We start from the raw sequence: 23,458 nt of genomic DNA, 5'->3' as shown, positions 1-23,458 counted from the left end.
GCGCCATGCAATCCATCTACTATGAACGTGCCCGCGATGCGGCGGACGCCTTGCGCCTGGCGCAGCAGGACGGTGCGCGCTTCATCGCCGGCGGAACCAACCTGCTGGACCTGATGAAGGGCGACGTCGAGCACCCGCTGCGGCTGGTCGACATCAGCCGCGCGGGCCTGGACCGGATCGAGGAATTGCCCGGCGGCGGCCTGCGCATCGGCGCCAGTGTCCGCAATGCCGATGCGGCACGCCATGCCGTGGTGCGCGAGCGCTATCCTTTGCTGGCGCAAGCCATGCTGTCCGGCGCCTCGGCGCAGTTGCGCAACATGGCAACCATGGGCGGCAACCTGATGCAGCGCACCCGCTGCCCTTACTTTACTGATACGGCCTTCAGCCATTGCAACAAACGCCAGCCCGGCTCGGGCTGCGATGCCCGCGAAGGCTACCAGCGCATGCATGCGATCCTGGGCGCCAGCCCATCCTGCGTGGCAGTCAATCCTTCCGACATGAGCGTCGCGCTGGCGGCGCTGGATGCCGTGGTATTGCTGCGCGGCTCGCAAGGCGATCGCGAAGTTGCGCTGGGCGACTTCCACCGCCTGCCGGGCGATGCGCCGCAGCGGGACACGGTATTGCAGCCCGGCGAGCTGATCGTCGCCATCGACCTGCCGCCATCGCGCATGGCGCGCCACAGCCACTATCTCAAGCTGCGCGACCGGGCCAGTTATGCCTTCGCGCTGGTGTCGGTGGCGGTCGCGCTGGCGATGGACGGTGGCACGGTGCGCGAAGCGCGCATTGCACTGGGCGGCGTGGCACACAAGCCATGGCGCCGCCCTGAAGCCGAAGCCCTGTTGCGGGACCGCCCGCTCGACGAGGCGCAGTGCCGCGCCGCCGCCCAGCGCCTGCTCGAAGGGGCGCAACCGCTGGAAGGCAACCGCTTCAAGGTTGACCTCGCGCAGCGCGCCATCGTGCGCGCGCTACGCATCGCAGGGGAGGGCGTATGAAACAGGTCGGACAAGCCATCCCGCGCACCGATGGGCGCCTGAAGGTCATGGGCGCCGCCCCCTTTTCTGCCGAGCATGCCCTGCCGCGCGTGGCGCACGCCGTGCTGGTGCTCAGCACCATCGCCAAGGGCCGCGTCAATGCGATCGATACGGCACGGGCAAGCGGCATGCGCGGCGTGCTGGCCGTCATGTCGCACAAGAATGCCCCGCGCCTGCCGCGCGAAAAGCCGGGCGGCGAGGAGCAGAAACCACCGCCGCCCAAGCTGAACCTCCTGCAGGACGACGAGATCAGGTACAACGGCCAGCCGATTGCGGTGGTGGTAGCGGAAACGCTGGAGCAGGCGCAGGATGCGGCACGCGCGATCAAGGTGCGCTATGCGCCTCAGCCGGCGCTGCTGGACTTCCAGGCCGCCAAGCGCAAGCTGCGCAAGCCCAAGGAGCAGCCGGACCGGCCGATGCAGACGCAGCGGGGCAATGTGCAGGCCAGCCTGGCGCAAGCCGCCCAGCGCATCGACGTGCTGTACACGACGCCGGTCGAGAACCACAACCCGATGGAACCGCATGCCACCATCGCTGCCTGGGAGGGAGACCACCTCACGCTGTACGACGCCACGCAGTACATTTCGGGCGTGAAAAAGAATTGCGCCCGTGCGCTCGGCATCCCGCCGGAAAAGGTGAGGGTGGTGTCGCCCTACGTTGGCGGCGGCTTTGGCTGCAAAGGCAATATGTGGTCGCACGTGGTGCTGGCCGCAATGGCCGCGCGCATGGTGGGACGTCCTGTCAAGCTTGCGCTGGAGCGGATACAGATGTTCGCACCGGTCGGGGCCCGGCCGATGACGGAACAGCGCTTGCGCATTGGCGCCAACCCCGATGGGCGCCTGCTCGCGGTCGTGCACGACACGATCTCGCACACGTCCGTGCAGGACGACTTTACGGAGCCATGCAGTTCGCCAACCCGCGTCCTGTACGCCAGCGACAGCCTGCAAACCACGCAGCAACTGGCGACGCTGAACGTTGGCGTGCCGACCTATATGCGCGCGCCAGGCGAGGCGACGGGCAGCTTTGCCCTTGAATGCGCCATCGACGAAATGGCCTATGCGCTCAACATGGACCCGGTCGCGCTGCGGCTGCAGAACTACGCCGATCAAGATCCGGAGAAGAACATCCCCTTCTCGGCCAAGCAGCTGCGCGAGTGCTACAAGGTTGCAGCGGAACGTTTCGGCTGGGCCAGGCGAACCTCCGCGCCGCGTTCGATGAAAGCCGGCCGCACGCTGGTCGGCTGGGGCATGGCCACGGCCACCTATCCGGCCAACCGCATGCCGGCTAAGGCCTGGGCCAGCATTGCGCCCGACGGTACGGCGCTGGTGCGCTGCGGCTCACAGGATATAGGTACCGGCACCTACACCATCATGACCCAGGTGGCGGCAGACGCGCTTGGCCTGCCGCTGGAGAAAGTACGCTTCGAGCTGGGCGACACGGAAATGCCGGAAGCGCCGGTATCGGGCGGCTCGATGACGGCGGCCAGCATAGGACCGGCCGTGCATCGCGCCTGCACGGCCGCACGCGACAAGCTGGTGACGATGGCGGTGGCCGACAAGGCATCGCCGATGCATGGCTTCAATGCGGCCGAAGTGGAGACGGCAGGCGGCTGGCTGCGGCTGCGCGTCACGCCGGAGCGCGGCGAACCGATGGCGGCAGTGATCGCGCGCAACGGCGGGCAAGCCGTTACCGGCGACGCGGAAGCCATGCCGGGCGAGGAAAAGAAGCAATATTCCATGCATTCCTTCGGCGCGGTGTTTGTTGAAGTACAGGTGGATCCTGACCTTGGCACAGTGCGTGTGCCGCGCATCGTGGCCTGCTACGACGTGGGCACTGTGCTGAATGCGAAGACCGCGCGCAGCCAGTTCATCGGCGGCATCGTGTGGGGCCTGGGCATGGCCCTGATGGAAAAGACCGAGATGGACTGGCGCTACGGCCGTGCTGCCAATGCCAACCTGGCCGACTACCACGTGCCGGTGAACGCCGATGTGGGCGACATCGACGTGGTGGCGCTGCCGGGCAATGACACCCGCTTCAATGAACTGGGCGCGCGCGGCATCGGCGAGATCGGGATCGTCGGCGTGGCCGCCGCAGTGGCGAACGCGGTCTACCACGCCACCGGCAAGCGCGTGCGCGACCTGCCGATTACTCTCGACAAGCTGGTGTGATTTTCTGGTTCCGCCTGTTGTGACTGACTGTCGGGCGCCGCGCGTCGCGCACGGTTGGGGCTGTATTCTTGCAAGCGAAATATGGATGGTGCAATATAAATTCCATGCGCATAACATCCTGTTCTCTCCGATCAAGGGCGGTCGCCTGACCATGGTTTCTCCACCGATTCCGGATGACATCCGGCGTTACCTGGTGCAGTGCGTGCCGTCCGTACCCTATATCGAAGCGGTACTGCTGATGCGTGAAGGCAGGCATGCGTGGCAGCCGGATGCCCTTGCGCGCCGCCTTTACCTCAGCGAGGATGACACGCAGCGCCTGTTGGCCAGGATGCAGGCCGATGGCATCATTGCCGGCGATGCCGGCGGCCTGCGCTATAGCCCGGCCTCCGCGGACCTGGACGAACTGTGGACCAGGCTGGCGGTAGTGTATGCGCACCATTTGATCGAAGTCAGTACGCTCATTCATACCAAACCAGGCGGCAAAGCACAGATGCTGGCCGATGCGTTTGTCTGGCGAAAGGGTAAGTAGATGGCAAGTGTCATATACCTGATGTGTGCGGCGACCGCCCTGGCATGCGCCATCCTCGTGCTGCGGAGCTATCGGACGACACGGCATCGCCTGCTTTTCTGGAGCGGCCTGTGTTTTGGCGGTATGTTTCTTTCCAACGTGCTCCTGATCATTGACCGCCTGATCCTCCCGGACACCGATTTATCCACAGTACGCCTGGTGGCCGGCCTGGTCGCTTTGCTTCCGCTGCTGTATGGCCTGGTATGGGAGGGCGAGTGATGCAAATCAACTCCTGGCTGAATGGGGCAATCTTCATGGCGGCGATGGTGATCGCCCTGTTTTTTGTCCGCTACTGGCGGCAATCGCGCGACAGCCTCTTCATCTACTTTGCAATCGCATTTGTGCTCGAAGGCGTGCATCGGCTTTTGCAAGCCTGGCCGGCCGACGGCCCTGATGCGCCGCCATCCTATTTGTTGCGCCTGGTCGAGTACGGCTTGATCCTGGTGGCGATCGTCAGGAAGAACCGGCGCTCCGGGGAACCGTGAGTGGTGCGCCACGCCTGCAATCCTGGCAGGCGAACGACCGTGCTGAAAAAATAGTTTGCGCACTAATTATTTGTGCGCTATAGTTTCACTCATGCGCTGAGCGCGCTAATCATTAACACACTATTTATAGGAGTTTTGCCATGAAATCGTCCATCAAATCCGCCCTGTTTGCTGCTTCCCTGGTTGCCGGCGCTGCCCTGGTTCCTGTCCACGCTGCCGAAGACACCACCGTCGTGCTGGTACACGGCGCCTTCGCCGACGGCTCCGCCTGGAACAAGGTGATCCCGATCCTGCAGAAGCAGGGCGTGAAAGTGGTGTCGGTGCAGAACCCTCTGACCTCGCTGGCGGACGACGTGGCCTTTGCCCAGCGCGTGATCGATGCGCAGAGCGGCAAGGTGGTGTTGGTGGGCCATTCCTGGGGCGGCGCGGTGATCACCCAGGCCGGCGCCAGCGACAAAGTGAAATCCCTGGTCTACGTGGCTGCTTTCGCGCCGTCGGAGGGCGAAGTGGTGGGTGAACTGGGCAAGGATTTCCCGCTGCCACCTGGCATCGCATCGCTGAAGCCCGACAACAACGGATTTATCCACCTGTCGGCCGAATCGATGGCAGTCAACTTCGCCCAGGACCTGACTCCTGCCGAGCATCGCCTGATGACCGCGACCCAGGGCCCGATCAAGGCCAGCGCCTTTGGCGACAAGGTGGACGTGGCTGCGTGGAAGACCAAGCCCAGCTACTACATCGTCGCTTCCAAGGACCGCATGATCGATCCGGGCCTGCAGAAGTCCTTCGCTGCCAAGATCAACGCGACCACCACCACGCTGCCAAGCAGCCACGTGCCGATGGCGTCGCAACCGGAAGCTGTGGCCAAGGTGATCCTGGCCGCGGTCAAACGTTAATCCCGACAGGGGGCTGTGCTACAGTACGCGCCATGGAAAACCGCATGCCCCCTACGCTGGACCAGCACCTCTGCTTCAAGCTGTATTCGACTTCGCTGAAGCTGACCCAGCTTTACAAGCCCATCCTCGCGCCGCTCAACCTGACCTATCCCCAATACCTGGTGATGGTCGTGCTGTGGGAGCAGGAGGGCTTGGGCATCAAGGGGCTGGCCGAGCGCCTGCAGCAGGACCCTGGCTCGATCACGCCACTGGTCAAACGCCTGGAGGCGGAAGGCTACGTTGCCCGCGGCCGCGATGCGAATGATGAACGCAACCTCGTGCTGACGTTGACCGACAAAGGCCGCAAGCTGCGCGCTACAGGGTTGAAGGTGAGCGAGCAGATCGCCGAAGCGTGCGCGATCACTGCCAGCGACGTGGAGCGTCTGGCGGCGGGCCTCGACAAGTTGAGCCGCAACCTTAGCTAGATGCGGTCGAGGTGACTCCGCCCTGAGAGCCCGACCTGTTCCTACAAAAATCCACGCAATCTCCTCGAATTTTAATTACATGAATGTCTAGATCTTGGTGCGCAACTAAAATTCCAGGGTAATTGGCTCAGGAACATGGGCTCGTACGCAAGAGAAGCTCACACCAGTGATTGACGAGCTCTTGGCGGACTTCAATTCACAGCCAACAAAGCCAGGCAGGTGATCCAGCCAGTCTGCGGTGATTCGGTCCCTCAAGGTTCGGCGGGTGAGATAGAGTTGTGGTTTGCATTTTTTGTAATTTATTATATGCAAGCAAATTCCTCAACCCGAATAGAAGGTCAGCGTCGTTTATGCATTTTCTCTCCAGGCAGTTGCTGAAGGTTTCCCTCTTGTCGCTCGCGATGGGCATGACTATCCCGGTGTGCCAGGCCGAGGGCCTGCGTGTTGGTGTTTACTCCGTGGATGTACAAACCGCGGGCAGCGGGCCGTACACGATTATTTTTGAAGCGGGATTTGCTGGTGACCTGAGTGTCTGGCGCAAGGTTGCGCCGGCGTTATCGAAGTCGGCCAAGGTCGTCACATATTCGCGCGCAGGCATCGGCAAGTCGGATGTTCGCCCGGAGCCGCGCACACTGGAGCAGAGTGGCGCTGAACTGGAGCAGATGATCAAGGCCGCCCAGCTCAAGCCGCCCTTCATCTTGGTTGGCCATTCGTATGGCGGGCTACTGGTGAGGCAGTTTGCTGCGCACCACCCAGCCGACGTTGCGGGTATGGTATTTGTCGACGCCAGCGCTGAAGGCTTGGACGCAGCACTTAAGAAAATTGATCCGGCCAAGTTTGCCCAAGACCAGAAGGCAATCGAGTCGTTCATACCCGCACCTTACAAGGCTGAATACAGACTGGTTCAGCAAATTTTTGATGCGGGCAGCTTGCCGCAGGGCGCGCCATTGCCCGATGTGCCAACCGTGGTGCTGACTTCCGCCAAGGTTTACGAACACCCCGAGTTCGTGCTGCATACGCAAGCGGGCATGTCAGCCTGGCGCACCTTGCACGACGAGTTTTTCAAGCAGTTCTCCAACGGCAGCCATATTGTCACGGCAAACAGCGGCCACTATATTCAGCTGGACGAGCCGGAGCTGGTGGTCAGTGCAGTCGAGCAAGTGATGGCTAGTGCCACCTCCCATGCACAACGCAAGGCCCGCCAGTTGGCGCGTGAAGGTGTGCTCAAGGCTGTCGACCAGGCAGCTCCACTGGTGCTGGCACGACGGGCGCGGGAAGCGGAGTCCTTGGTCGGCGCCCAGCTGAAAGCGAGCCAGCTTGGCGAAGCCGATATCAACACTCTGGCCTACTCTCTGCTCGGACAGCCGCAAAAGGTTCAGTTTGCGGCCATGCTGATGAAGTTCAACGTCGAGAATTTCCCTGAGTCGGCCAACGCGTATGACAGCTATGGCGAAGCATTGCTCGAAATGAAGCAGACGAAACTGGCCAAGGCCCAGTTCCAGCGTGCATTGGCGCTTGGGCGATCGCAAGGGATGGATGCTGGTGCGCTGGCCGGCTACGAGGCCAACCTGAAAAAGGCAGAGCAGGCGGACTGAGTGCCCGGCTCTAATTCACGTTCTGCCGGATCCAGTCCATCATGTCGAGCCAGATGCGCTGGATTTCCGCATCCATCGGCATGGCCTGGGCGTCTGGCTATTTAACCGTGTTCACGGGCATTTTGTTTGTGTTGGCCGCTGTTCGGCCTCGCCGTCGAAGTCCAACACGACGAAGGGCGCATGCAGGATACGATCAGGTCAGGCTGGAAACCGTTCGATGGTCTCGTGCACCCAGCGGCTTTCCGGCTCCGACAGTGGTGCCTTGCCGGAGAAGCGGCGTGGGTCGCTGCGAGTGACTTTGGCCCAGTAGCGAGGCGCTTCGTACTGCCAGCAGGGCGGGAGAATTGCGGTTCAGGTCTACGCCGTGTGCGTTCACGCTTGCGGTTTGGCGACCAGCGGGCCGTCGGGGTTCCGCAACGGCGAGATCGGCGCAGTTTTAGGCGAGCACCTTCTTCAGCCATGCCGAGACATGCACCAGCTCTTCGGCGCAGGCCGAGTGCTGCATCGGATAGTCATGCCATTCGACCTGGTAGCCCAGCTTTACCAGCAGCTCGCGCGATGCCACTGCGCGCTCGATCGGGATCACCGGGTCCATGCGGCCGTGCACCATGAAGACCGGCGTCTCCTGGTTGGCGGCGTGGCGCTCGGCGGCCACCTTGTCGGCCAGCGGCACGTAGCCGGAGAGGCACATCAGGCCCGCCAGCTTTTTCGGATAGCGCAGGCCTGCCTGCAAGGTCATTGCGCAGCCTTGCGAGAAGCCGCCCAGCACGATGCGGTTGGCCGCAACGCCGCGTGCGATTTCGCGTTCGATCAGCGCGTCGACCAGGATCTGCGACTCGCGCAAGCCTTTTTCATCTTCCTGGCGACCCAGGTCGGTATGCACGATGTCGTACCACGAGCGCATGACGTAGCCGCCGTTGATCGTCACCGGCATGGTGTTCGCATGCGGGAAGATGAAGCGGATGCCCGGCAGGCCGGCCAGGTTCAGCTCATTGACGATAGGCGCCCAGCCTTCGCCGCTGTCACCCAGGCCGTGCATCCAGATCACGGAGACTTCAGGATTGGGCTTGGTGTCGATGACGATGGAATCCAGCAGGTGGGTCATGCGTTGTCCTTCTTGCGAATGGCGGATTTGGGACGGAATGCCTTGCACACCGCATCGTTGGTTTCAGCGTAAGGGCCGCCGATCAGGTCGATGCAGTAAGGGACGGCTGCGAACACGCCGCCTACCAGTTGCTTGCCGTCGGCATCCTTCAGGCCTTCCAGCGTTTCCTTGATGGCTTTCGGCTGGCCCGGCAGGTTGATGACCAGGGCAGCGTGGTCGGCGGTTTCGCGGATCACGGCAACCTGGCGCGACAGGATGGCGGTCGGCACGAAGGCCAGGCTGACCTGGCGCATCTGTTCACCGAAGCCCGGCATTTCCTTGGTGCCAATCGCCAGCGTGGCTTCCGGCGTCACGTCGCGGCGCGCGGGGCCGGTGCCGCCGGTGGTCAGCACCAGGTGGCAGCGCACCTGGTCGACCAGCTCCACCAGGGTGGCTTCGATCTGCGCACGCTCATCGGGAATCAGGCGGGTTTCGAAGCGCAGCGGCGTGGCGATGGCGCTGCGCAGCCAATCTTCCAGCGCCGGGATGCCCTGGTCCTGGTAGACGCCGCCGCTGGCGCGGTCGGAGATCGACACCAGGCCAACGAGCAGGGTTTCGTCACTCATCTTCGTCGCCTTCGGGCGCATCGACGTCAACGTCCGGACCAGGCGATGGCTCGGAGGCGGCGGACTTCTTGTCCAGGTCCTTCAGGATCTGGAAGATTTCACGGTAGGCCTTGGGAGGCTTGTTCTCGGCCTGTTCCTTGCGGGCGTTGCGGATCAGGGTGCGCAGGTGCTGCACGTCCAGGTGCGGCGCTTCTTCCAGCAGGACGGTCAGGGCCTTGTCGTCGGCCAGCAGCTTGTCGCGGCGGCGTTCCAGCGCGTGCAGCGCGGCGGTATCGGCCTTGGAGGCGCCTTTCCAGCCTTCGATGGTGCGCTTGATGATCGCCACTTCCTCTTCGGACAGGGTGCGCATCTTCTTGCCGATGAATTGCATCTGGCGGCGGCGGCCTTCGTGATTCTTGATGTTTTGGCATTCCAGAATGACATCGCGCACGTCTTCCGGCATCGGCACCCGCTTGACGCGGTCGCGCGGGGCCTCCACCAGTTCCCGGCCCAGGTCTTGCAGGGCGTCGGACTGGCGTTTCATTTCGGTTTTGGATGGGCGTTCGTATTCTTGTTCGAACTCGCTGGACTGGAAGCCGCACGAGCCACGGTTTGGATTAGGCATGATAGGAGGGGCAGGGGCTGTCACACCCTACCTGTAAAAACGGTAAACGGCTGCTATGATAACTGTTTTAACGCCCAGCCCCCCAAAAAGACCCCATGAGCGAATCCGCCTTCTCCTATTCCCAGGACCAGTTGAAACAGCTTGCCCGCGACGTGTTGAAGTACGCGCGCGAGCAGGGCGGCACCGATGCTGCCGTCGAAATCAGCGAAGGCAGCGGTCTTTCGGTCTCGGTCCGCAAGAGCAAGATCGAAACCATCGAGCAGAATCGCGACAAGGGCATCGGCGTCACGGTCTTCATCGGCCAGAAACGCGGCAATGCCAGCACCTCCGATTTCTCCCCGGCTTCGCTGAAGGCGACCGTGGAAGCGGCCTACAACATCGCCCGCTTCACGGCGGAAGACGATTGCGCCGGCCTGGCGGAAGAAGAGCTGCTGGAGAAGAATCCGCAGGACCTGAAGCTGTTCTATCCATGGGCCATCTCCACGGAAGAAGCTGTGGAGCTGGCGCAGCGCGCCGAAGCGGCGGCCTTCGCGGTCGATCCGCGCGTGACCAATAGCGAAGGCGCCGGCGTGCACGTGCAGCAGTCGCACTTCGTGTCGGCCAACTCGCGCGGCTTCATCGGCGGCTATCCTTACTCGCGCCACACGCTGTCGGTGACCCCGATCGCCGGCAAGGGCGCCAAGATGCAGCGCGACGACTGGTACACCTCGGTGCGCGATCCGAAGAAAATGGCCAGCGCCGAAGCCGTCGGCCGCTATGCCGCAGAACGTTCGCTGGCGCGCCTGAATGCGCGCAAGCTGGCTACCCGCACCTGCCCGGTGCTGTTCGAGGCGCCGCTGGCCGCCGGCCTGCTGGGCGCCTTCGTCCAGGCCACTTCGGGCGGCGCCCTGTATCGCAAGTCCTCCTTCCTGGTCGACTCGCTGGGCAAGGACATCTTCCCGTCCCACATCCAGGTCAAGGAAGACCCGCACGTGGTGGGCGCCATCGGTTCCGCGCCGTTCGATGAGGAAGGCGTGCGCACCCACAAGCGCGACGTGGTAAAGAACGGCGTGCTGCAGGGCTATTTCCTGTCGACCTATTCGGCCCGCAAGCTGGGCATGAAAACCACCGGCAATGCCGGCGGCTCGCACAACCTGTCCATCACGTCCTCGCAGACGAAAAAGGACGACGACTTCGAAGGCATGCTGCGCAAGATGGGCACCGGCCTGCTGGTCACCGAGCTCATGGGGCAGGGCACCAACTATGTGACCGGCGACTACAGCCGCGGCGCTTCCGGTTACTGGGTGGAGAACGGCGTGATCCAGTACCCGGTGGAAGAGATCACCATCGCCGGCAATATGAAGGACATGTTCCAGGACATCGTCGGCATCGGCACCGATGTCCTGGTGCGTGGCACCAAGCAAACAGGCTCGATCCTGATCGAAAAGATGGTGGTTGCCGGGAACTAAATATTTCCATACACTGTCCCGAGATAAAACCCTCATAAGGAGACAGTACGTATGGAACGTCGTTCCTTTATCAAGAAGGCCGCAGCAGGTGCGGGCGCAGGAATTATCGCCGCACCGGCTATCGCCGCCGAACTGCCCGCCATCACCTGGCGCCTGGCATCCAGCTTCCCCAAATCCCTCGACACCATTTACGGCGCTGCCGACACCTTCACCAAGCGCGTGGCGCAGCTCACCGGCGGCAAATTCAATATCCGCGTGTTTGCGGCCGGCGAAGTGGTGCCAGGCCTGCAGGTGCTGGACGCGGTCCAGGCAGGCACGGTGGAATGCGGCCATAGCGCCTCGTACTACTACTACGGCAAGGACGCGACGTTCTCCTTCGACTGCGCGGTGCCGTTCGGCCTGACCTCGCGCCAGCAGACCGCCTGGTACGACCAGGGCGGCGGCAAGGAATTGCTGCGCGCCTTCTATAAGGACTACGGGGTGATGAACTTCATCGCCGGTAACTCGGGCACCCAGATGGGCGGCTGGTTCCGCAAGGAAGTCAAATCCGTGGCCGACCTGAAGGGCACCAAGATGCGCATCGCCGGCCTGGCCGGCAAGGTGATGGAGCGCCTGGGCGCCGTGCCGCAGCAGCTGGCCGGCGGCGACATTTACCCGGCGCTGGAAAAGGGCACCATCGATGCGGCGGAATGGGTCGGTCCATACGACGACGAAAAGCTGGGCTTCCACAAGGTGGCGCCGTATTACTACTACCCGGGCTGGTGGGAGCCGGGCGCTTCCTTCACCCTGTACGTGAACATCAAGGAATGGGAAAAGCTGCCGAAGGAGTACCAGGCCGCGATTGAAGCTTCCGCCTATGAGGCCCACGTGGTGATGCAGGCCGAGTACGACTTCAAGAACCCGACCGCGCTGGGCCGCCTGATGAAGAGCGGCGTCAAGCTGCGCAACTACTCCAACGACATCATGGAAGCGGCCTACAAGGCATCCAATGAGCTGATGGCGGAAGAAGCTTCGAAGAACGCCAAGTTCGCCAAGATCTACGAACCGTGGAAGCGCTTCCGCAACGACCAGAACCAGTGGGCCTCGGTGGCGGAATCGACCATGCAGAACTTCCTGATCAAGGCAGGCCGAGGAGGCAAGTAGTTCAAAAAAAATGCCGTTCAGCGCAGGCTGAACGGCATTTTTTCTTGCGTGCGCCGCGATTAGCGGCCTTCCATGGAGGCCAGTGCCAGCTTCAGTGCGGCTTCAGGCGCCTTGCCAGCGCGGACGAATTCATCTTTACGCGCCATGACCCAATCGTACAGCTCCTGTCGATACCATGGCGAGCCAGGATCGAGGGACTGATACCTGGACTGTGCGCGAGACAGCGCATCCGCATAGCCCTGCTCCGCGGCACTACGCTGCACCGCGGGCACCGGCGCAGGCGTTGTCGCCGCCGGCTGAGGCTGCGCGACAACTGGCGCCGTGGCCGCTACTGGCTGGACTGGGGCAGCTGCCGGCTTGATGGCTGCAACGGGCTTCACAGCGGCAACTGGCTGAACTGCATCGGCGCTTGGGGCGGGGGACGTCCGCGCAACCGGTGCCGGGGCCGCTGCGGTCGGCTGGGCGCGCGCGGCATTTGCCTCGACGCCCGGAGCGACGCCATTGCGGCCCGTGTATTTCGGGGAGCGAGGGCCGTAGAGAATGCCCTGCGAATTGCCTCCCGCCAGCAAGAGCGCATTGGTCTGGGCGGCAACCTCATGGCTGCGATTGGTCGAGGAGTTCATGATTTGCGTGACAACGGCCTTGATCAATAAGCCGGCAAGGCCGCCCCCGTTGTTGCCGCCACGGTTGCCATCGTCGACGACGGTCGCCTTGCCGTCCCACAGCAGCGCCCTGGTTTTCAAGTCCACCAGTTTGGCACTGGCAGAGACCGTGGTAACGCTGCTGAGAACATTGTAGGTGCTGCCGTATTTTTCCACCGTCATGTACAAGGCAGCATCGGCGCCGAAAATCTCCCGCAATTTTTCCGTGTCGACGTTGTGGATGTCAGCCGGGGTGGTCAAGCCGTTTTGCCTGAAGGTCTCGCTGACCAGGGAAACGGGCAAGACGTAATAGCCAGCTTCGGCCAACGGGTAGCTCACGCTCGAATACACGCTCTCGGTAGCCCCGACTTCCGGCGAATTATTCAGTGGCGGCAGCACCAGGATCGAACGCGGATTGCTCGCTTCGAATGCCTTGTAGTCGTAAGGCTTCACGGTGTGGGTCGCACAACCGACCATCAGGACGGCCGGCGCAAATACCGCGGCCAGTTTGAAAACTTTTTTCAACATCTTAATTGCTACCCTTGCTCATGGTTCCAAGCAGGCGATCCATGTAGGTTGTCGATTCCGGGAACAGCCTTTTTTCCTCCTGGAATTCAGCCGCAACCAGATCGCTTCGGCCGACCATCGAATACAGCATGCCAAGATGGGCGTGGAAGCCCGGCGGCGCCTTCCTGCCGGCGGCATTCATGCGCTGCAAGTCCTTCTCCAGCGCCGCGATTTGATCGTTCGGGCTCTCACCCTTCAAATGCTGGTACACCTGCGGCTGGTACGAGCCCCACTGGTAAAGATCAGGATTACTGGTGCGGCAGCCGGCGAGCACGCCGGCTGCGAGCATCATGATCGATGCTTTGACGAAGATATGTTTCATGCCCAGCCTGTCCTTATTTGGCGAGCGTCAGTGCGCCGCTTTCGACGCCGGCCACCAAGCGTTCCACCGCCTCGCGCATGGCCAGGTCGAGCACCTTGCCGTTCAGCGTGGCGTCATAGCTGGCGGTGCCGCCAAAGCCGAGCACTTCGCGGTTCGACAGGCTGAATTCGCCGGCGCCGCGCGCCGTATAAACGACTTCGGAGGTTTTGATGTTGACAACATTCAGCGTCACCTTGGCGTACGCTACCTGGGTCTTGCCGCGCCCGGCCAGGCCGAACAACTGCTTGTCGCCCACTTCCTTGCGGCCGAACTCCGTCACATCGCCGGTCACGACGAAGTCGGCGCCCTTGATGGACTGGCCTTCCCGTTTGAAGTCTGCTTCCTGCTTCAACTGCTCCAGGTTATCGCGGTCCAGCACGTTGAAGCGGTTGGTCTCCTGCAGGTGGGAGATCAGGATAGTCTTGGCCTGGCTGCCGAGGCGGTCAACGCCATCGGAAAAGATGCCGCGCTGGAAACTGGAGCGGTTGTCGAAGCGACCCACTGCGATCAGGCTGCGCGGGCCGGCGTAAGGGCGGCTGGCGCTTGCCACGGTTGCGACTTCGAGGCTGCGCGAACTTTCGGTTGCGCAGCCAAACAGGGCCGAGGTGAGGCATGCGCCGATCAGCAGCGTGCGGGTAGGGAATGCAGCCATATGAGCTCCATGATGATGGTCGCTTGCCATCCGGAATTGTTGACAGAACGACAGGTTTGTAAAGGCGGGAATTATACGTTACTTTCTTTGTAACAAACAAAATTGCTTATCAGCCATTACGCCTGTCCCAGGAGGCATGTACTGAAGGCGCGCGCCGCAGCGGTCATCCGGCGCTGCGGCGTGTAGATCAGTGAGAAGGGCCGGCTGCGGCCCTTCAGTTCCGGCAGTACTTCCACCAGCACCCCGCGTTCAAGCCGGTCCTGTGCAATGAAGCGGAAGGTCTGGCATATGCCCAGGCCTGCCTCCGCCAGCGATACCGTTCCCAACGCATCATCCGTCACTTCAAGCGCCGATGCCGGCGGCCAGTCCAGCTCTTCGCCATCGCGCAGGAATTGCCAGGGGAAGGAGCGCCCCGTGCTTGGCAGCTGGAATGTCAGGCACGCATGCCCTGCCAGCGCATCAAGGTCGCGCGGCATGCCTCGCCGCTTCGCATATGCGGGCGAACAGACCAGCACCAGCTGGGCATCCTCCAGCTTGCGGGCGATCATGCTGCTGTCCTTCAGCGTGCCCTGGCGGATGGCGAAATCGAAATTTTCCGCCGCCAGGTCGACGTTGCGGTTGGTGATGTTCAGCTCCACGCGTACCGATGGATAGCGCTCGGAGAATTGCTGCAGCAGGGCGGGCAGGCGGTAATGGCCGAACGTGGTCGGGGCGCTGATGCGGATGCGGCCGGTGACTTCGCGCCCTTCGGCCTGCACCGCGCGTTCGGCGTCGTCGATCAGGGACAGCGCGGCGCGCGTCTGCTCCAGGTACAGGCGGCCGGCGTCCGTCAGCCCGAGGCTGCGCGTGGTGCGGCGCAGGAGCTGGGTGCCGAGGCGCGCCTCCAGCCGGGCCAGTGCGCGGCTGACGACCGAGGGTGTGGTGGACATGGCGACGGCGGCCGCCGTCAGCGAACCGCGCTCCACGACGGTGACGAAGGTTTCGACGTCGCCCAGGTGGTCGTATTTTCGGCTCATTATTGCCTTTAAGGGAAAAATGGTTTGGTTTTAAGGTAGTTTATCGTTGTTGGAGGTTCGAATAAAGTAGCGCCATCAACTTCCACAAGGAGCAAACCATGATGAAGAAACTGACTGCGATCGCGCTCGCCGCTGCGGCAATGCACGCCAATGCCGGCAACGTGCTGGTCGTCCTGTCCGACGAGGCCACGCTGGACCTCAAAGCCGGCAAGACCTTCCAGACCGGCTTTTACCTCAATGAGCTGATGCAGCCGGTGAAGATGCTGCTGGACGCAGGCCACACGGTGACCTTCGCCACCCCGAACGGCAAGGCGCCGACGCTGGACCAGGGTTCGGTCAACGCCATGTTCTTCGGCGGCGACCAGGCGGCACTGGACGCGCACCGCAAGCTGCTGGAACAGCTGCGCCTGACCGACAGCGCCAATTCGCCAGTGGTCAGCCTGGCGCGCGTGGAGCAGCAGGGCTACGGCAAGTTCGATGCGGTCTACGTTCCTGGCGGCCACGCACCGATGCAGGATCTGCTGGCCAGTCCCGCGCTGGGCAAGGTGCTGGCTGCTTTCCACCAGGACGGCAAGCCGACCGCGCTGGTATGCCACGGTCCGATCGCACTGCTGTCGGCCATGCCTGATGCCAAGGGCTTCGCCATGAAGCTGGCGCAAGGCGCCACGCCCGCCCAGCCGAAATGGATCTACTCCGGCTACAAGGTCACTGTCTTCACCAACGATGAAGAGGAGGCGTCCAAGTCCCAACTGGGCGGCGGCGAAATGAAGTTCTACCCGCAAACCGCGCTGCAGAAGGCTGGCCTGCAGTTTTCCAAGGCTGCCAACTGGCAGGGCAATATGGTGACCGACCGCGAACTGATCACCGGCCAGAATCCTGCGTCGGCACCGTTGGTGGGCAAGGAATTGCTGGCACGCCTTCAAAAGTAATATGATGGGCGCATGAGCTATGCGCCCAATCCCGAAGGACTGCGCTCCGCCTTTGCCGCGGAGCGCTTTACGTTTGAAGAGACCACCATTCAGTTCACGCTGGCCGAAGCTGGCCGGCTGGCAGTCATCTCCGGCAAGATCGCCGCTGGCGACCCGCAGGCCGAAGCCGGGCTGCAGCCGTTTACGCAATGCGTGCCGAACGGCGAATATCCCGTCACGCTGGCGATGGCGGGGTGCGACAACGGCGAGGAGCGCATCGCCTATGCCCGTGTGCAGCTTGCCGACATGCCGGTCGCCCACTGGTACCCCGCGCTGGTTGCGACGCAGGACGCCCGCACGCTCAAGCCGGGTGAGATCTTCGGCTACAGCGTGGAATCGGGCAGCGCCTGTTTCATGGACCCGCAGGCCGGCCCGGATTGCGTCGTCTCTTTTCCAGCCGGCGCTGGCGCCGGCCCGTACGCCTCCTACTTCGGTTATGGCGCGGATGGCCGCGTGGCCAGCCTGGTGACCGACTTCGCGGTGCTTCCCAACGTGCACGACGCAGCGCCAACGGGCCGAAGCTGGTGGAAGCGCCTACTGATTTTCTGGAAGTGACAATCTGCCAGATTTATAGGCACTCCTGCCGGGTAAGATGGCGGCATGGATAACTTGTCGATCAATGAACGCGTCTTATGGAGCGGCGCCCCGCGACAGGGGTTGATGCTGCGCGCTTCCGATTTGCTGATGATTCCATTCAGCCTGATGTGGGGCGGCTTCGCCCTGTTCTGGGAATACTCCGTCTTCAATTCAGCTGCGCCCCTGTTGTTTCGCCTGTGGGGCATCCCCTTCGTGCTGGTCGGGCTTTACATGATTGCCGGCCGCTTTGTGGTCGAAGCGTGGCAGCGCGCGTATACCGAGTACGCGGTCACCGATGAACGCATCATTATCCGCTCCGGCATTTTCAAGCGCAGGATGAAAAGCCTGAACTTGCGCGCAATGGGCGAGTTCTCGCTGACCGAAAACCGAAATGGCGAGGGCACCATTGCCTTCGGCATATCAGCTGCGGGAAATATGTTCAGCGGGCTGGCTTCCTGGCCTGGGGTTGAAGAGCTGCCGCGCTTCGACACGATCGCCGAAGCGCGCAAGGTCTACGAAATCATTCGCAGCGCGCACTCCGCGGCTCACCACACGCGACCATTCGGGCAACGTCTGGGTTGAGCAGGTAATTGGTGTGCGCGTGGTCGGGGCGCTCCAGCAGGCCAAGCCATGTCGGCGCATTTGATACCAGCACATTCACCACGTCCACTCCCAGCCCGGCATAGCGTTCGCGCTCCAGCGTATAGGACAGCAGGTCGTTGGGATCGCTGAACGCCACCAGGTTCAGTCTGCCCGTGCTGCTGCTGCGCGGCGCTGGACCCGCGCGGCGCTTCAGCAGGACGGCTCGCAGGCTGTCGGGCGGCTGCACCACGGTTGCCGCCAAGCCTGGCGTGGCGCCTGGCAGCTGCTGGTCGGCCAGCGCAAGCAGGGGAATCTGGTTGGCAGCCATCACCAGGTAGGCCATGCGGTCGATGGTGCTCTGGGCTGCGGCCTCCATGCGCAGCAGGGTATCGAACAGGATCTTGCTGCCAAGGCTGGACGACAGCACCAGCAACGGCGCGTCCGGCGCGGCATCCCTGGTCGCGTGCAGGATTGCTTGCGCCATGCGCTGCTGGATGGTGTCGCGCGCGACACCCTGGTAGATCAGGGCGTCCGGGATGCAATCGTCCAGCAGCTTGTCCTTGGCCTGTGCATTGAGCTTCGCGCGCGTGGCCGGCAGGCGCGTGCTGAGGTCATATTCAAGCTGGCGCTTGAGGGCCGTGGTCAGGGACGACCACACCAGGGCCTTGATGCGCAATTCGCCTTGCTGCAACGTGATGGTGCGCTCGACTATCTCTATGCCATCCGCGCTTGCGATAGCGCGCACCGCGCTGGACGGGCCTGGCGCCCTGGCTTTGAGTGCGCTGCCCAATTGCGCCACTGTTTCATCGGCCCAGCGCGCGTCATGGGTGCACATGCCATGCACCAGCAGCACGTCGACGCTATGCCCCGGCGCCGTGGCGGCAAAGTCCGCCAGGCCGGGAAAGGCGCCATCCGCCTGTGCCGGGCGATAGGGCATCGAGGTGCAGCCGGCGAGCAAGGCGCAAGCCAGCAGGGGAATAAATAGCTTCATGTTCGCCTCCATAAAGGCCCATGATCGGCGCAGATCGCGGCACGGCCTTTGCGCCGGCGCAAAACTGGCAACTTCCGGGGGCTGGGCCTAACATGAAGCATGACCAGCAAACGACAAAGCGAGCGCCTTCCCGCGCTGTATTTTGAGCCGGAGGCGCCGTCCCTCATCCCGCCGCACCTGCGCGCGCCCGGCCAGCCGGGCTACCCGCAGGCGCGTGAGCTTGAACGGCTGCGCCGCAAGCACGTGACGCGCGTGCGGAAACTCAGCCGAAAATAGTCACAGCTCAATCACCTGCGCGCCGCGGCTGTGCATGAACTGCTCAATGCCGTCCACCGTCACGGTCGTAATATGGCCTTGCATGCGCTGGCCCATCGGATGGTCGTCGAAGGCGACGTTGGCGCGGAACATGCGGCCGCCAAGCCGCGTCAGGGCGCCGATTTCCACCGGCTGCGGGCGGAAGCCGGCCTGGCCGAGCCACTGCTGCGCTTCAGCGCGTGTTTCGACGCGGCCGGCATCCGCACTGGCTGCCGCCAGCGTCTCCAGCGCCCACTGGTTGGAGTTCTGGTAGCGCGTCGACCAGGCGTAGGACAGCATGTTGTAGTGCGGCTGGTGCAGGCGTAGCGGCGTGCGCGAAGCCAGCACCTGCGCCAGCCGTTGCTGCACTTCCGGCGCAGGCAGCATCAGCTGCGCCTTGTACTCGTGCACCCCGGACAGGAAGAAGTTCCCCAGGCCATCGTTGAACAGGGCTGAATCGGCCGTGCCGCATTCGTTCAGCAACTGCACCACCACCCAGCGGCCTGCCGGATGATCTCGCCATGCCAGGCCGACGTGGGAATAATGCAAGCCATATTTGGACAGGTCCTGCCCGGCGCGTGCAATCACGGCCACTTGTGCGCCGCTGGCGTCAAGCGCCTGCATGCTGCGCTGGGCCAGGTCCAGGCCGCGTTTCACCTCTTCCACCGACATGGGCTTGTGTTCGCAGCTCTGGCCCGCGTGGGCCGCGCCGGCCATTGCACCGGCCAACGACACTGCAAGGATCAGGCGTCGCATGGCTTAGCTCACCTGGCTGTGATGCAGCAGTGCCTTGCCCGCCTCGTTCGGGATGAAGGCGATCACCTTGCCCGATACTACCAGCGCATGGCCGGCCGACATGGCCACAACGCTGATCGCGGTGCCGGCAACCATCGAGACGCCTTCCAGCGCCTTGCCGCTGAACTGCAAGGTAGCCTTGCTGCCGTCGCCTACCGCTTTGACCACGACCAACACGCTTTCGCCGACCGTCTCGACGGAATCGACTACCGGCGAGTTGCCGGTCATCATTGTCACCACGGATCCCGCCACGACAACCACGGCGGACAGGCCGCCGAGGCTCAGGGCTTGCGAACCATTCACCGCCTGGCTGCTGGCGCAAGCGACAGCAAGCAAGGCAGCGATCAGGGTGCGTTTCATTTTTTGCTCCACAGGTTAAAGGAGCGGCCATCTTGCTGCGTTGCCAGGGGCAGGGCAATTGCTTTGCGCACTGTAGCGCCGCGCCATGCTGGTGGTATCATATTGCGATACTTTATTGCAGGAAATTCAAGCATGTCCAACGTCATCCGCCTGGTCGACGCGCTCAAACGCCAGCTCAAGGCGCGCGGCATCACTTACGCCGCCCTGGGGCAGAAGATCGGTCTTTCCGAACCCAGCATCAAGCGCATGTTCGCAGCCCGCAATTTCACGCTCGACCGGCTGGAGCAGGTATTGGCTGTGCTGGAGATGGACTTTGCCGAACTGGCGCAAGCCAGCGCCGATACGCCGCATTTGATCTCGCAACTCACCTACGCGCAGGAGAAAGAAATCATCAGCGACACCAAGCTGCTGGTGGTGGCCGTGCTGGCGCTGAACCAGGTGCCAATCGAAGAAGTGGTGAAGAACTACAAGATCAGCGCCGCCGAAGCGACGGCCTGCCTGCTAAGGCTCGACAAGATCGGCTTCCTGATGCTCAAGCCGAACAACAAGGTGAAGCTGCTGGTGGCGCGCACTTTCAGCTGGCTGCCGAATGGCCCGATCCAGGGCTTCTTCCGCGACGAAGCGTACAGCGATTATTTCGATAGCCGCTTCGACGGCCATCATGAGGTGCAGCGGCTGGTGAGCGTGATGTTGTCGCAGCAATCGACACGTGCCTTGCTGGATCGCTTGAAGCAGGTGGCGGACGAGTTCTCGCTGCAGCACCAGGATGATGCGCGGCTGCCGTGGGAACAGCGCCGCGCGGTGACCATCATGCTGGCAGCGCGCCCGTGGATACCGAAGGCATTCCGGGCGCTGCTGCGATAGTTTAGAAACGGCGCAGGGAGCGCAGGACAGGCTGCAGCACGTCCGCACCCAGCTTGGCGGAACGGGCGCCGTTCCAGCCAACCAGTTCGTCCGGATCGTTGGCGTTGTCCTTGAACGGCAGTTCCAGGGTCAGCGACAGGCAGCCGAACAGGTGGGTGATGTGCGGCGAACCCATGGTCAACACTTCCGGGGTGTATGGCGAATCAGGATAGCCATGCTCGGACTGGAAGTCCGGCGACGCCAGCTTGAAGTCGGCGATGAACTTGTCCTGGGCGGCCTTCTGCTCCCTGGTGAAGTTCGGCAGGGCATCGCTGCCGGCCACGAAGACGTAAGGCAGGCCTTCGTCGCCGTGCACGTCCAGGAACAAGTCGCAGCCGATTTCCTTCATTTTCTCCTTGACCAAGAAGACTTCCGGCGAGCGCTCCATGGTCGGCTCGTTCCACTCGCGGTTCAGGTTCGCGCCGGCGGCGTTGGTGCGCAGGTTGCCGCGCACGGAGCCGTCCGGGTTCATGTTCGGCACGATGTAGAAGCAGGCATCCTGCAGGCATTGGCGGGCATATGGATTGGCGGCGTCGAGCAGGGCTTCGACCATGCCTTCCACGAACCATTCAGCCATGGTCTCTCCAGGGTGCTGGCGCGCGATGACCCACACCTTCTTTTCGGCTGCCTGGTCGCCGATCACCAGCATGTTCATGTCGCGGCCTTCCACGGTGCTGCCCAGGTCGACCAGTTCGGCCAGCGGGTGCAGTTGCGCGGAGTCCAGCAGGGACAGGTGGCGCTCCCACGAATACGGCTCGAAGTAAGCGTAGTAGATGGAATCGTGTTCCGGCGCGTGCTCGATGGTCATCACTTCGCCATCGAAGGAAGTCGGGATGCGGAACCAGTTGTCGCGGTCGTAGGACGCAACGGCGTTATAGCCCTTCCAGCCCTCGGCATAGGCAGCCTTGCCGGCATTCAGGAAACGGATGGTCAGCGGCACGGCCTGCGCGCCCTGCACACGGAAATAGAACCACTGGATGATGTCCGCATGCGAGTCCCTGCGGATATTGACGTCGATATCGCCAGCGGAGGTAACGCTGACCACATCGATGGCGCCAGCGTCGAACTGGCTGCTGATCTTGATAGACATTGTGTGTCCTGTCGGAAAAATGAAGCGCCGTCGCGCGAAGCCCGACATGATACACCGAATGAAAGTCGGGGTCAGGTCTGGCAATCCGCCAAAATGGCGGATTGCCAGACCTGACCCCGACTTTCATTCTGTCAGCAAGGCCCGTGCCGCCGGATGTGCAGCGCGATCTCGCCGGCTGCCTTGCCCTGGTCGTAACCATACAGCACCAGTCCTCCCGCGGTCTTGTCGGCGCCGACCGCTCAGTCACAGAAGCCGAACGTGGGCACGGGCGCGTGTTCGGATGTCCAGCGCGCCACCTCGTCGCGGGCGTTGAGCACTTCATGCTGCCAGTCCTCCCAACCTGCAATCAGCTTCAGGTCGACCTGGATGCCGGACACTTCGTGTTGCGTTTCATGTTCGGGCGTTCGAGCACGCCGGTGATATTGCGACAGTGCTGGGTGTCGAAATATTCGCGCGGATTGTTGTTGATGCCGAGGTAGACCACGGGGGTGCTGGTGGCACCGAGGCGGTCGCACCACGGTGATCAAGCTGATGATAGCAGGCCGCCGAAGCGCTGGTGGAAGCTGGTTTCGGGTTGCGGGGCGCCGGGATCTTCACGTTGCAGGGCGGCGAGAATATGCCTTTCGGCAGGGCCGGAAAGCTGGCGATAGAGCTGGCTGGCCAGTTCGTAGGCGCGGGCGCCGGGCCAGGGCTCGGGCAGCAGTTCGATCGGCAGTTGCGGGTCGTGCAGCTGTACGCGCCGGTAGGCGTGGATCAGCAAAGTGCGCAGCACGAAGGCTTGCTCGGGATCGATTTCGCCTGCCTCGGCCAGCAGGCCGGGCACGGTGCTGAAGTTGGCCACGAACTTCTCATAACCGGCGGCCACTTCGCTCAGGTCCCAGCCTTCGGCCACCATCTCGCCCAGCGGCCGTGCGCGCAGGCCGGGCACTTCGCTGGCCTGTACCACATATACCTTCTGCAGCAGGCCAAGGCGCGACAGCAGGGCTTCCAGCGCCTCCATATCGCCGGCGGGATGGCCGGCGATGCCGGGCGCGATCACGCTGTAGCCTTCCCATAACAGCTCCTTGCGCAACTGGCTGCGCGCGGGGGCATCGAGGCCATCGGCGGCCAGCACCAGGGTCCACTGGCCGTTCCAGTGCACATTCAGCGGCGCGTAGATGCGACGGAAGGCGCGGCTGAAGCGGCGCATGGCGTCGGGCGTGATGGCGTAGCTGCTGCGGCGGCCGTCGCGCTGGGCGCCCAGCCAGCCTTCCTGCGCCAGGCGGAACACGGAAGTGCGCAGCAGTCGGTCGTTGACGCCGAAGGGAGTCAGCAGTTCGATCAGGCTGCCGGTCCACACCATGCCGCCGTGCGGGACGATGGCGTCGCCGAAGATGGTCATCACCAGCGATTTGGAGCGCGGCGGGTCGCTGGCCAGGAATTCTTCGATCCAGCCATTGATTTTCTGGTTTTTTTGCATAGACCGATTTTATACACTGTCATTGATCTAGATACAGAATTTTTAAATGACACACAAAATTCGTTTGCAAAGCGGTTTTTGTATCGTATTA

Annotated in this window: 27 protein-coding genes and 1 pseudogene; 15 read left to right on the top strand and 13 right to left on the bottom strand. The window is 62.8% G+C overall.

The genetic code is table 11. The features are described from left to right. The first annotated feature begins 5 nt into the window (after nucleotides 1–5). From ACN9M3_RS28315 to ACN9M3_RS28280, 8 genes are all read left to right on the top strand, one after another. Nucleotides 6–992, top strand: coding sequence for an FAD binding domain-containing protein (locus tag ACN9M3_RS28315; RefSeq protein WP_426319338.1), 987 nt, complete (start codon nucleotides 6–8; stop codon nucleotides 990–992). Next, complete coding sequence (locus ACN9M3_RS28310; protein WP_426319337.1) at nucleotides 989–3,199, top strand: xanthine dehydrogenase family protein molybdopterin-binding subunit; 2,211 nt, start codon at nucleotides 989–991, stop codon at nucleotides 3,197–3,199. Before ACN9M3_RS28315 ends, ACN9M3_RS28310 begins: the two co-directional genes overlap by 4 nt. 85 nt (nucleotides 3,200–3,284) lie before the next feature. Next, complete coding sequence (locus tag ACN9M3_RS28305) at nucleotides 3,285–3,728, top strand: hypothetical protein (protein WP_426319336.1); 444 nt, start codon at nucleotides 3,285–3,287, stop codon at nucleotides 3,726–3,728. Further along, nucleotides 3,729–3,986 carry a DUF5985 family protein gene (locus ACN9M3_RS28300; protein WP_426165118.1) on the top strand — a complete coding sequence of 86 codons (258 nt, stop codon included), beginning with the start codon at nucleotides 3,729–3,731 and terminating at the stop codon, nucleotides 3,984–3,986. After that, nucleotides 3,986–4,252: a DUF5985 family protein gene (locus tag ACN9M3_RS28295; protein ID WP_426319335.1), complete on the top strand. Its 267-nt coding sequence runs from the start codon at nucleotides 3,986–3,988 to the stop codon at nucleotides 4,250–4,252. The genes ACN9M3_RS28300 and ACN9M3_RS28295 overlap by 1 nt, the downstream gene beginning before the upstream one ends. 140 nt (nucleotides 4,253–4,392) lie before the next feature. Next, nucleotides 4,393–5,148 carry an alpha/beta fold hydrolase gene (locus ACN9M3_RS28290; protein ID WP_426319334.1) on the top strand — a complete coding sequence of 252 codons (756 nt, stop codon included), beginning with the start codon at nucleotides 4,393–4,395 and terminating at the stop codon, nucleotides 5,146–5,148. 44 nt (nucleotides 5,149–5,192) lie between these two features. Next, complete coding sequence (locus ACN9M3_RS28285; RefSeq protein ID WP_426319333.1) at nucleotides 5,193–5,612, top strand: MarR family winged helix-turn-helix transcriptional regulator; 420 nt, start codon at nucleotides 5,193–5,195, stop codon at nucleotides 5,610–5,612. A 350-nt stretch (nucleotides 5,613–5,962) separates the two neighbouring features. Then, the gene (locus ACN9M3_RS28280; RefSeq protein ID WP_426319332.1) at nucleotides 5,963–7,207 is read left to right on the top strand and encodes an alpha/beta fold hydrolase; all 1,245 of its coding nucleotides are present in this window, start codon (nucleotides 5,963–5,965) and stop codon (nucleotides 7,205–7,207) included. 436 nt (nucleotides 7,208–7,643) lie between these two features. Here ACN9M3_RS28280 and ACN9M3_RS28275 read toward each other — a convergent pair whose 3' ends face one another. Genes ACN9M3_RS28275 through yjgA form a run of 3 tightly spaced genes read right to left on the bottom strand, consistent with a single transcriptional unit; the run spans nucleotide 7,644 to nucleotide 9,521 of the window. Further along, on the bottom strand, nucleotides 7,644–8,312 hold the full coding sequence (locus ACN9M3_RS28275; RefSeq protein WP_426319331.1) for an alpha/beta hydrolase: 669 nt from the start codon (nucleotides 8,310–8,312) through the stop codon (nucleotides 7,644–7,646). Further along, nucleotides 8,309–8,917, bottom strand: coding sequence for a molybdopterin adenylyltransferase (gene mog / locus ACN9M3_RS28270; protein WP_426165092.1), 609 nt, complete (start codon nucleotides 8,915–8,917; stop codon nucleotides 8,309–8,311). The genes ACN9M3_RS28275 and mog overlap by 4 nt, the downstream gene beginning before the upstream one ends. Continuing rightward, nucleotides 8,910–9,521 carry a ribosome biogenesis factor YjgA gene (gene yjgA, locus ACN9M3_RS28265; protein WP_426165090.1) on the bottom strand — a complete coding sequence of 204 codons (612 nt, stop codon included), beginning with the start codon at nucleotides 9,519–9,521 and terminating at the stop codon, nucleotides 8,910–8,912. The genes mog and yjgA overlap by 8 nt, the downstream gene beginning before the upstream one ends. Before the next feature lie 95 nt (nucleotides 9,522–9,616). Between yjgA and pmbA the strand changes: the two genes are divergently transcribed. Together pmbA and ACN9M3_RS28255 are read left to right on the top strand one after the other, a co-directional pair. After that, the gene (pmbA, locus tag ACN9M3_RS28260) at nucleotides 9,617–10,969 is read left to right on the top strand and encodes a metalloprotease PmbA (RefSeq protein ID WP_426165088.1); all 1,353 of its coding nucleotides are present in this window, start codon (nucleotides 9,617–9,619) and stop codon (nucleotides 10,967–10,969) included. Between the two features lie 51 nt (nucleotides 10,970–11,020). Next, nucleotides 11,021–12,112, top strand: coding sequence for a TRAP transporter substrate-binding protein (locus ACN9M3_RS28255; RefSeq protein WP_426165086.1), 1,092 nt, complete (start codon nucleotides 11,021–11,023; stop codon nucleotides 12,110–12,112). A 512-nt stretch (nucleotides 12,113–12,624) separates the two neighbouring features. Here the strand turns inward: ACN9M3_RS28255 and ACN9M3_RS28250 are convergent. The 4 genes and pseudogenes from ACN9M3_RS28250 to ACN9M3_RS28235 form a co-directional block, all read right to left on the bottom strand. Beyond that, nucleotides 12,625–13,281: pseudogene (locus tag ACN9M3_RS28250) on the bottom strand (DUF799 domain-containing protein); the annotation flags it as partial. A 1-nt stretch (nucleotide 13,282) separates the two neighbouring features. Further along, nucleotides 13,283–13,642 carry a DUF4810 domain-containing protein gene (locus ACN9M3_RS28245; RefSeq protein ID WP_426165084.1) on the bottom strand — a complete coding sequence of 120 codons (360 nt, stop codon included), beginning with the start codon at nucleotides 13,640–13,642 and terminating at the stop codon, nucleotides 13,283–13,285. 13 nt (nucleotides 13,643–13,655) lie between these two features. Beyond that, nucleotides 13,656–14,333, bottom strand: coding sequence for a CsgG/HfaB family protein (locus tag ACN9M3_RS28240; protein ID WP_426319330.1), 678 nt, complete (start codon nucleotides 14,331–14,333; stop codon nucleotides 13,656–13,658). A 116-nt stretch (nucleotides 14,334–14,449) separates the two neighbouring features. Next, the gene (locus ACN9M3_RS28235) at nucleotides 14,450–15,349 is read right to left on the bottom strand and encodes a LysR family transcriptional regulator (RefSeq protein WP_426165080.1); all 900 of its coding nucleotides are present in this window, start codon (nucleotides 15,347–15,349) and stop codon (nucleotides 14,450–14,452) included. Between the two features lie 98 nt (nucleotides 15,350–15,447). Here ACN9M3_RS28235 and ACN9M3_RS28230 point away from each other — a divergent pair, with 98 nt between their 5' ends. From ACN9M3_RS28230 to ACN9M3_RS28220, 3 genes are read left to right on the top strand one after another with little or no spacing between them, the layout of a single operon-like run. Next, nucleotides 15,448–16,278, top strand: a complete 831-nt coding sequence (locus ACN9M3_RS28230; protein ID WP_426165078.1) for a type 1 glutamine amidotransferase domain-containing protein — start codon at nucleotides 15,448–15,450, stop codon at nucleotides 16,276–16,278. Between the two features lie 12 nt (nucleotides 16,279–16,290). Next, complete coding sequence (locus tag ACN9M3_RS28225; protein WP_426319329.1) at nucleotides 16,291–16,872, top strand: DUF4241 domain-containing protein; 582 nt, start codon at nucleotides 16,291–16,293, stop codon at nucleotides 16,870–16,872. 45 nt (nucleotides 16,873–16,917) lie between these two features. Next, nucleotides 16,918–17,475: a PH domain-containing protein gene (locus ACN9M3_RS28220; RefSeq protein ID WP_426165074.1), complete on the top strand. Its 558-nt coding sequence runs from the start codon at nucleotides 16,918–16,920 to the stop codon at nucleotides 17,473–17,475. Here ACN9M3_RS28220 and ACN9M3_RS28215 read toward each other — a convergent pair. Continuing rightward, complete coding sequence (locus tag ACN9M3_RS28215; RefSeq protein ID WP_426319328.1) at nucleotides 17,414–18,466, bottom strand: hypothetical protein; 1,053 nt, start codon at nucleotides 18,464–18,466, stop codon at nucleotides 17,414–17,416. The genes ACN9M3_RS28220 and ACN9M3_RS28215 overlap by 62 nt on opposite strands. A gap of 99 nt (nucleotides 18,467–18,565) precedes the next feature. On the opposite strand from ACN9M3_RS28215, the gene ACN9M3_RS28210 reads away from it, so the two are divergent. Further along, nucleotides 18,566–18,742 carry a hypothetical protein gene (locus ACN9M3_RS28210; RefSeq protein WP_426165070.1) on the top strand — a complete coding sequence of 59 codons (177 nt, stop codon included), beginning with the start codon at nucleotides 18,566–18,568 and terminating at the stop codon, nucleotides 18,740–18,742. Here the strand turns inward: ACN9M3_RS28210 and ACN9M3_RS28205 are convergent, their stop codons facing one another. Together ACN9M3_RS28205 and ACN9M3_RS28200 are read right to left on the bottom strand one after the other, a co-directional pair. Continuing rightward, nucleotides 18,743–19,516 carry a DUF2145 domain-containing protein gene (locus ACN9M3_RS28205; protein ID WP_426165068.1) on the bottom strand — a complete coding sequence of 258 codons (774 nt, stop codon included), beginning with the start codon at nucleotides 19,514–19,516 and terminating at the stop codon, nucleotides 18,743–18,745. 3 nt (nucleotides 19,517–19,519) lie between these two features. Next, nucleotides 19,520–19,915 (bottom strand): hypothetical protein, encoded by a 396-nt coding sequence (locus ACN9M3_RS28200; protein ID WP_426165066.1) that lies wholly within the window; start codon nucleotides 19,913–19,915, stop codon nucleotides 19,520–19,522. Between the two features lie 132 nt (nucleotides 19,916–20,047). Between ACN9M3_RS28200 and ACN9M3_RS28195 the strand changes: the two genes are divergently transcribed. Further along, nucleotides 20,048–20,779, top strand: a complete 732-nt coding sequence (locus tag ACN9M3_RS28195) for a helix-turn-helix domain-containing protein (RefSeq protein ID WP_426165064.1) — start codon at nucleotides 20,048–20,050, stop codon at nucleotides 20,777–20,779. 1 nt (nucleotide 20,780) lies between these two features. Here ACN9M3_RS28195 and ACN9M3_RS28190 read toward each other — a convergent pair whose 3' ends face one another. The 3 genes from ACN9M3_RS28190 to paaX all read right to left on the bottom strand — a co-directional run bounded on the left by ACN9M3_RS28190 (nucleotide 20,781) and on the right by paaX (nucleotide 23,367). Next, a complete protein-coding gene (locus ACN9M3_RS28190) occupies nucleotides 20,781–21,908 on the bottom strand; it encodes a M14 family metallopeptidase (RefSeq protein ID WP_426319327.1) in 1,128 nt (375 codons plus the stop codon). A gap of 239 nt (nucleotides 21,909–22,147) precedes the next feature. Continuing rightward, entirely contained in the window at nucleotides 22,148–22,285 is a 138-nt protein-coding gene (locus ACN9M3_RS28185) for a hypothetical protein (RefSeq protein WP_426319326.1), read from the bottom strand. A gap of 146 nt (nucleotides 22,286–22,431) precedes the next feature. Continuing rightward, nucleotides 22,432–23,367 (bottom strand): phenylacetic acid degradation operon negative regulatory protein PaaX, encoded by a 936-nt coding sequence (gene paaX / locus ACN9M3_RS28180; RefSeq protein ID WP_426319325.1) that lies wholly within the window; start codon nucleotides 23,365–23,367, stop codon nucleotides 22,432–22,434. Nucleotides 23,368–23,458 lie beyond the last annotated feature (91 nt).

The organism is Pseudoduganella sp. R-43, assembly GCF_049913255.1.
Classification (GTDB): Bacteria; Pseudomonadota; Gammaproteobacteria; order Burkholderiales; family Burkholderiaceae_D; genus Rugamonas.
This window is presented reverse-complemented; position numbering and strand designations above follow the sequence as displayed.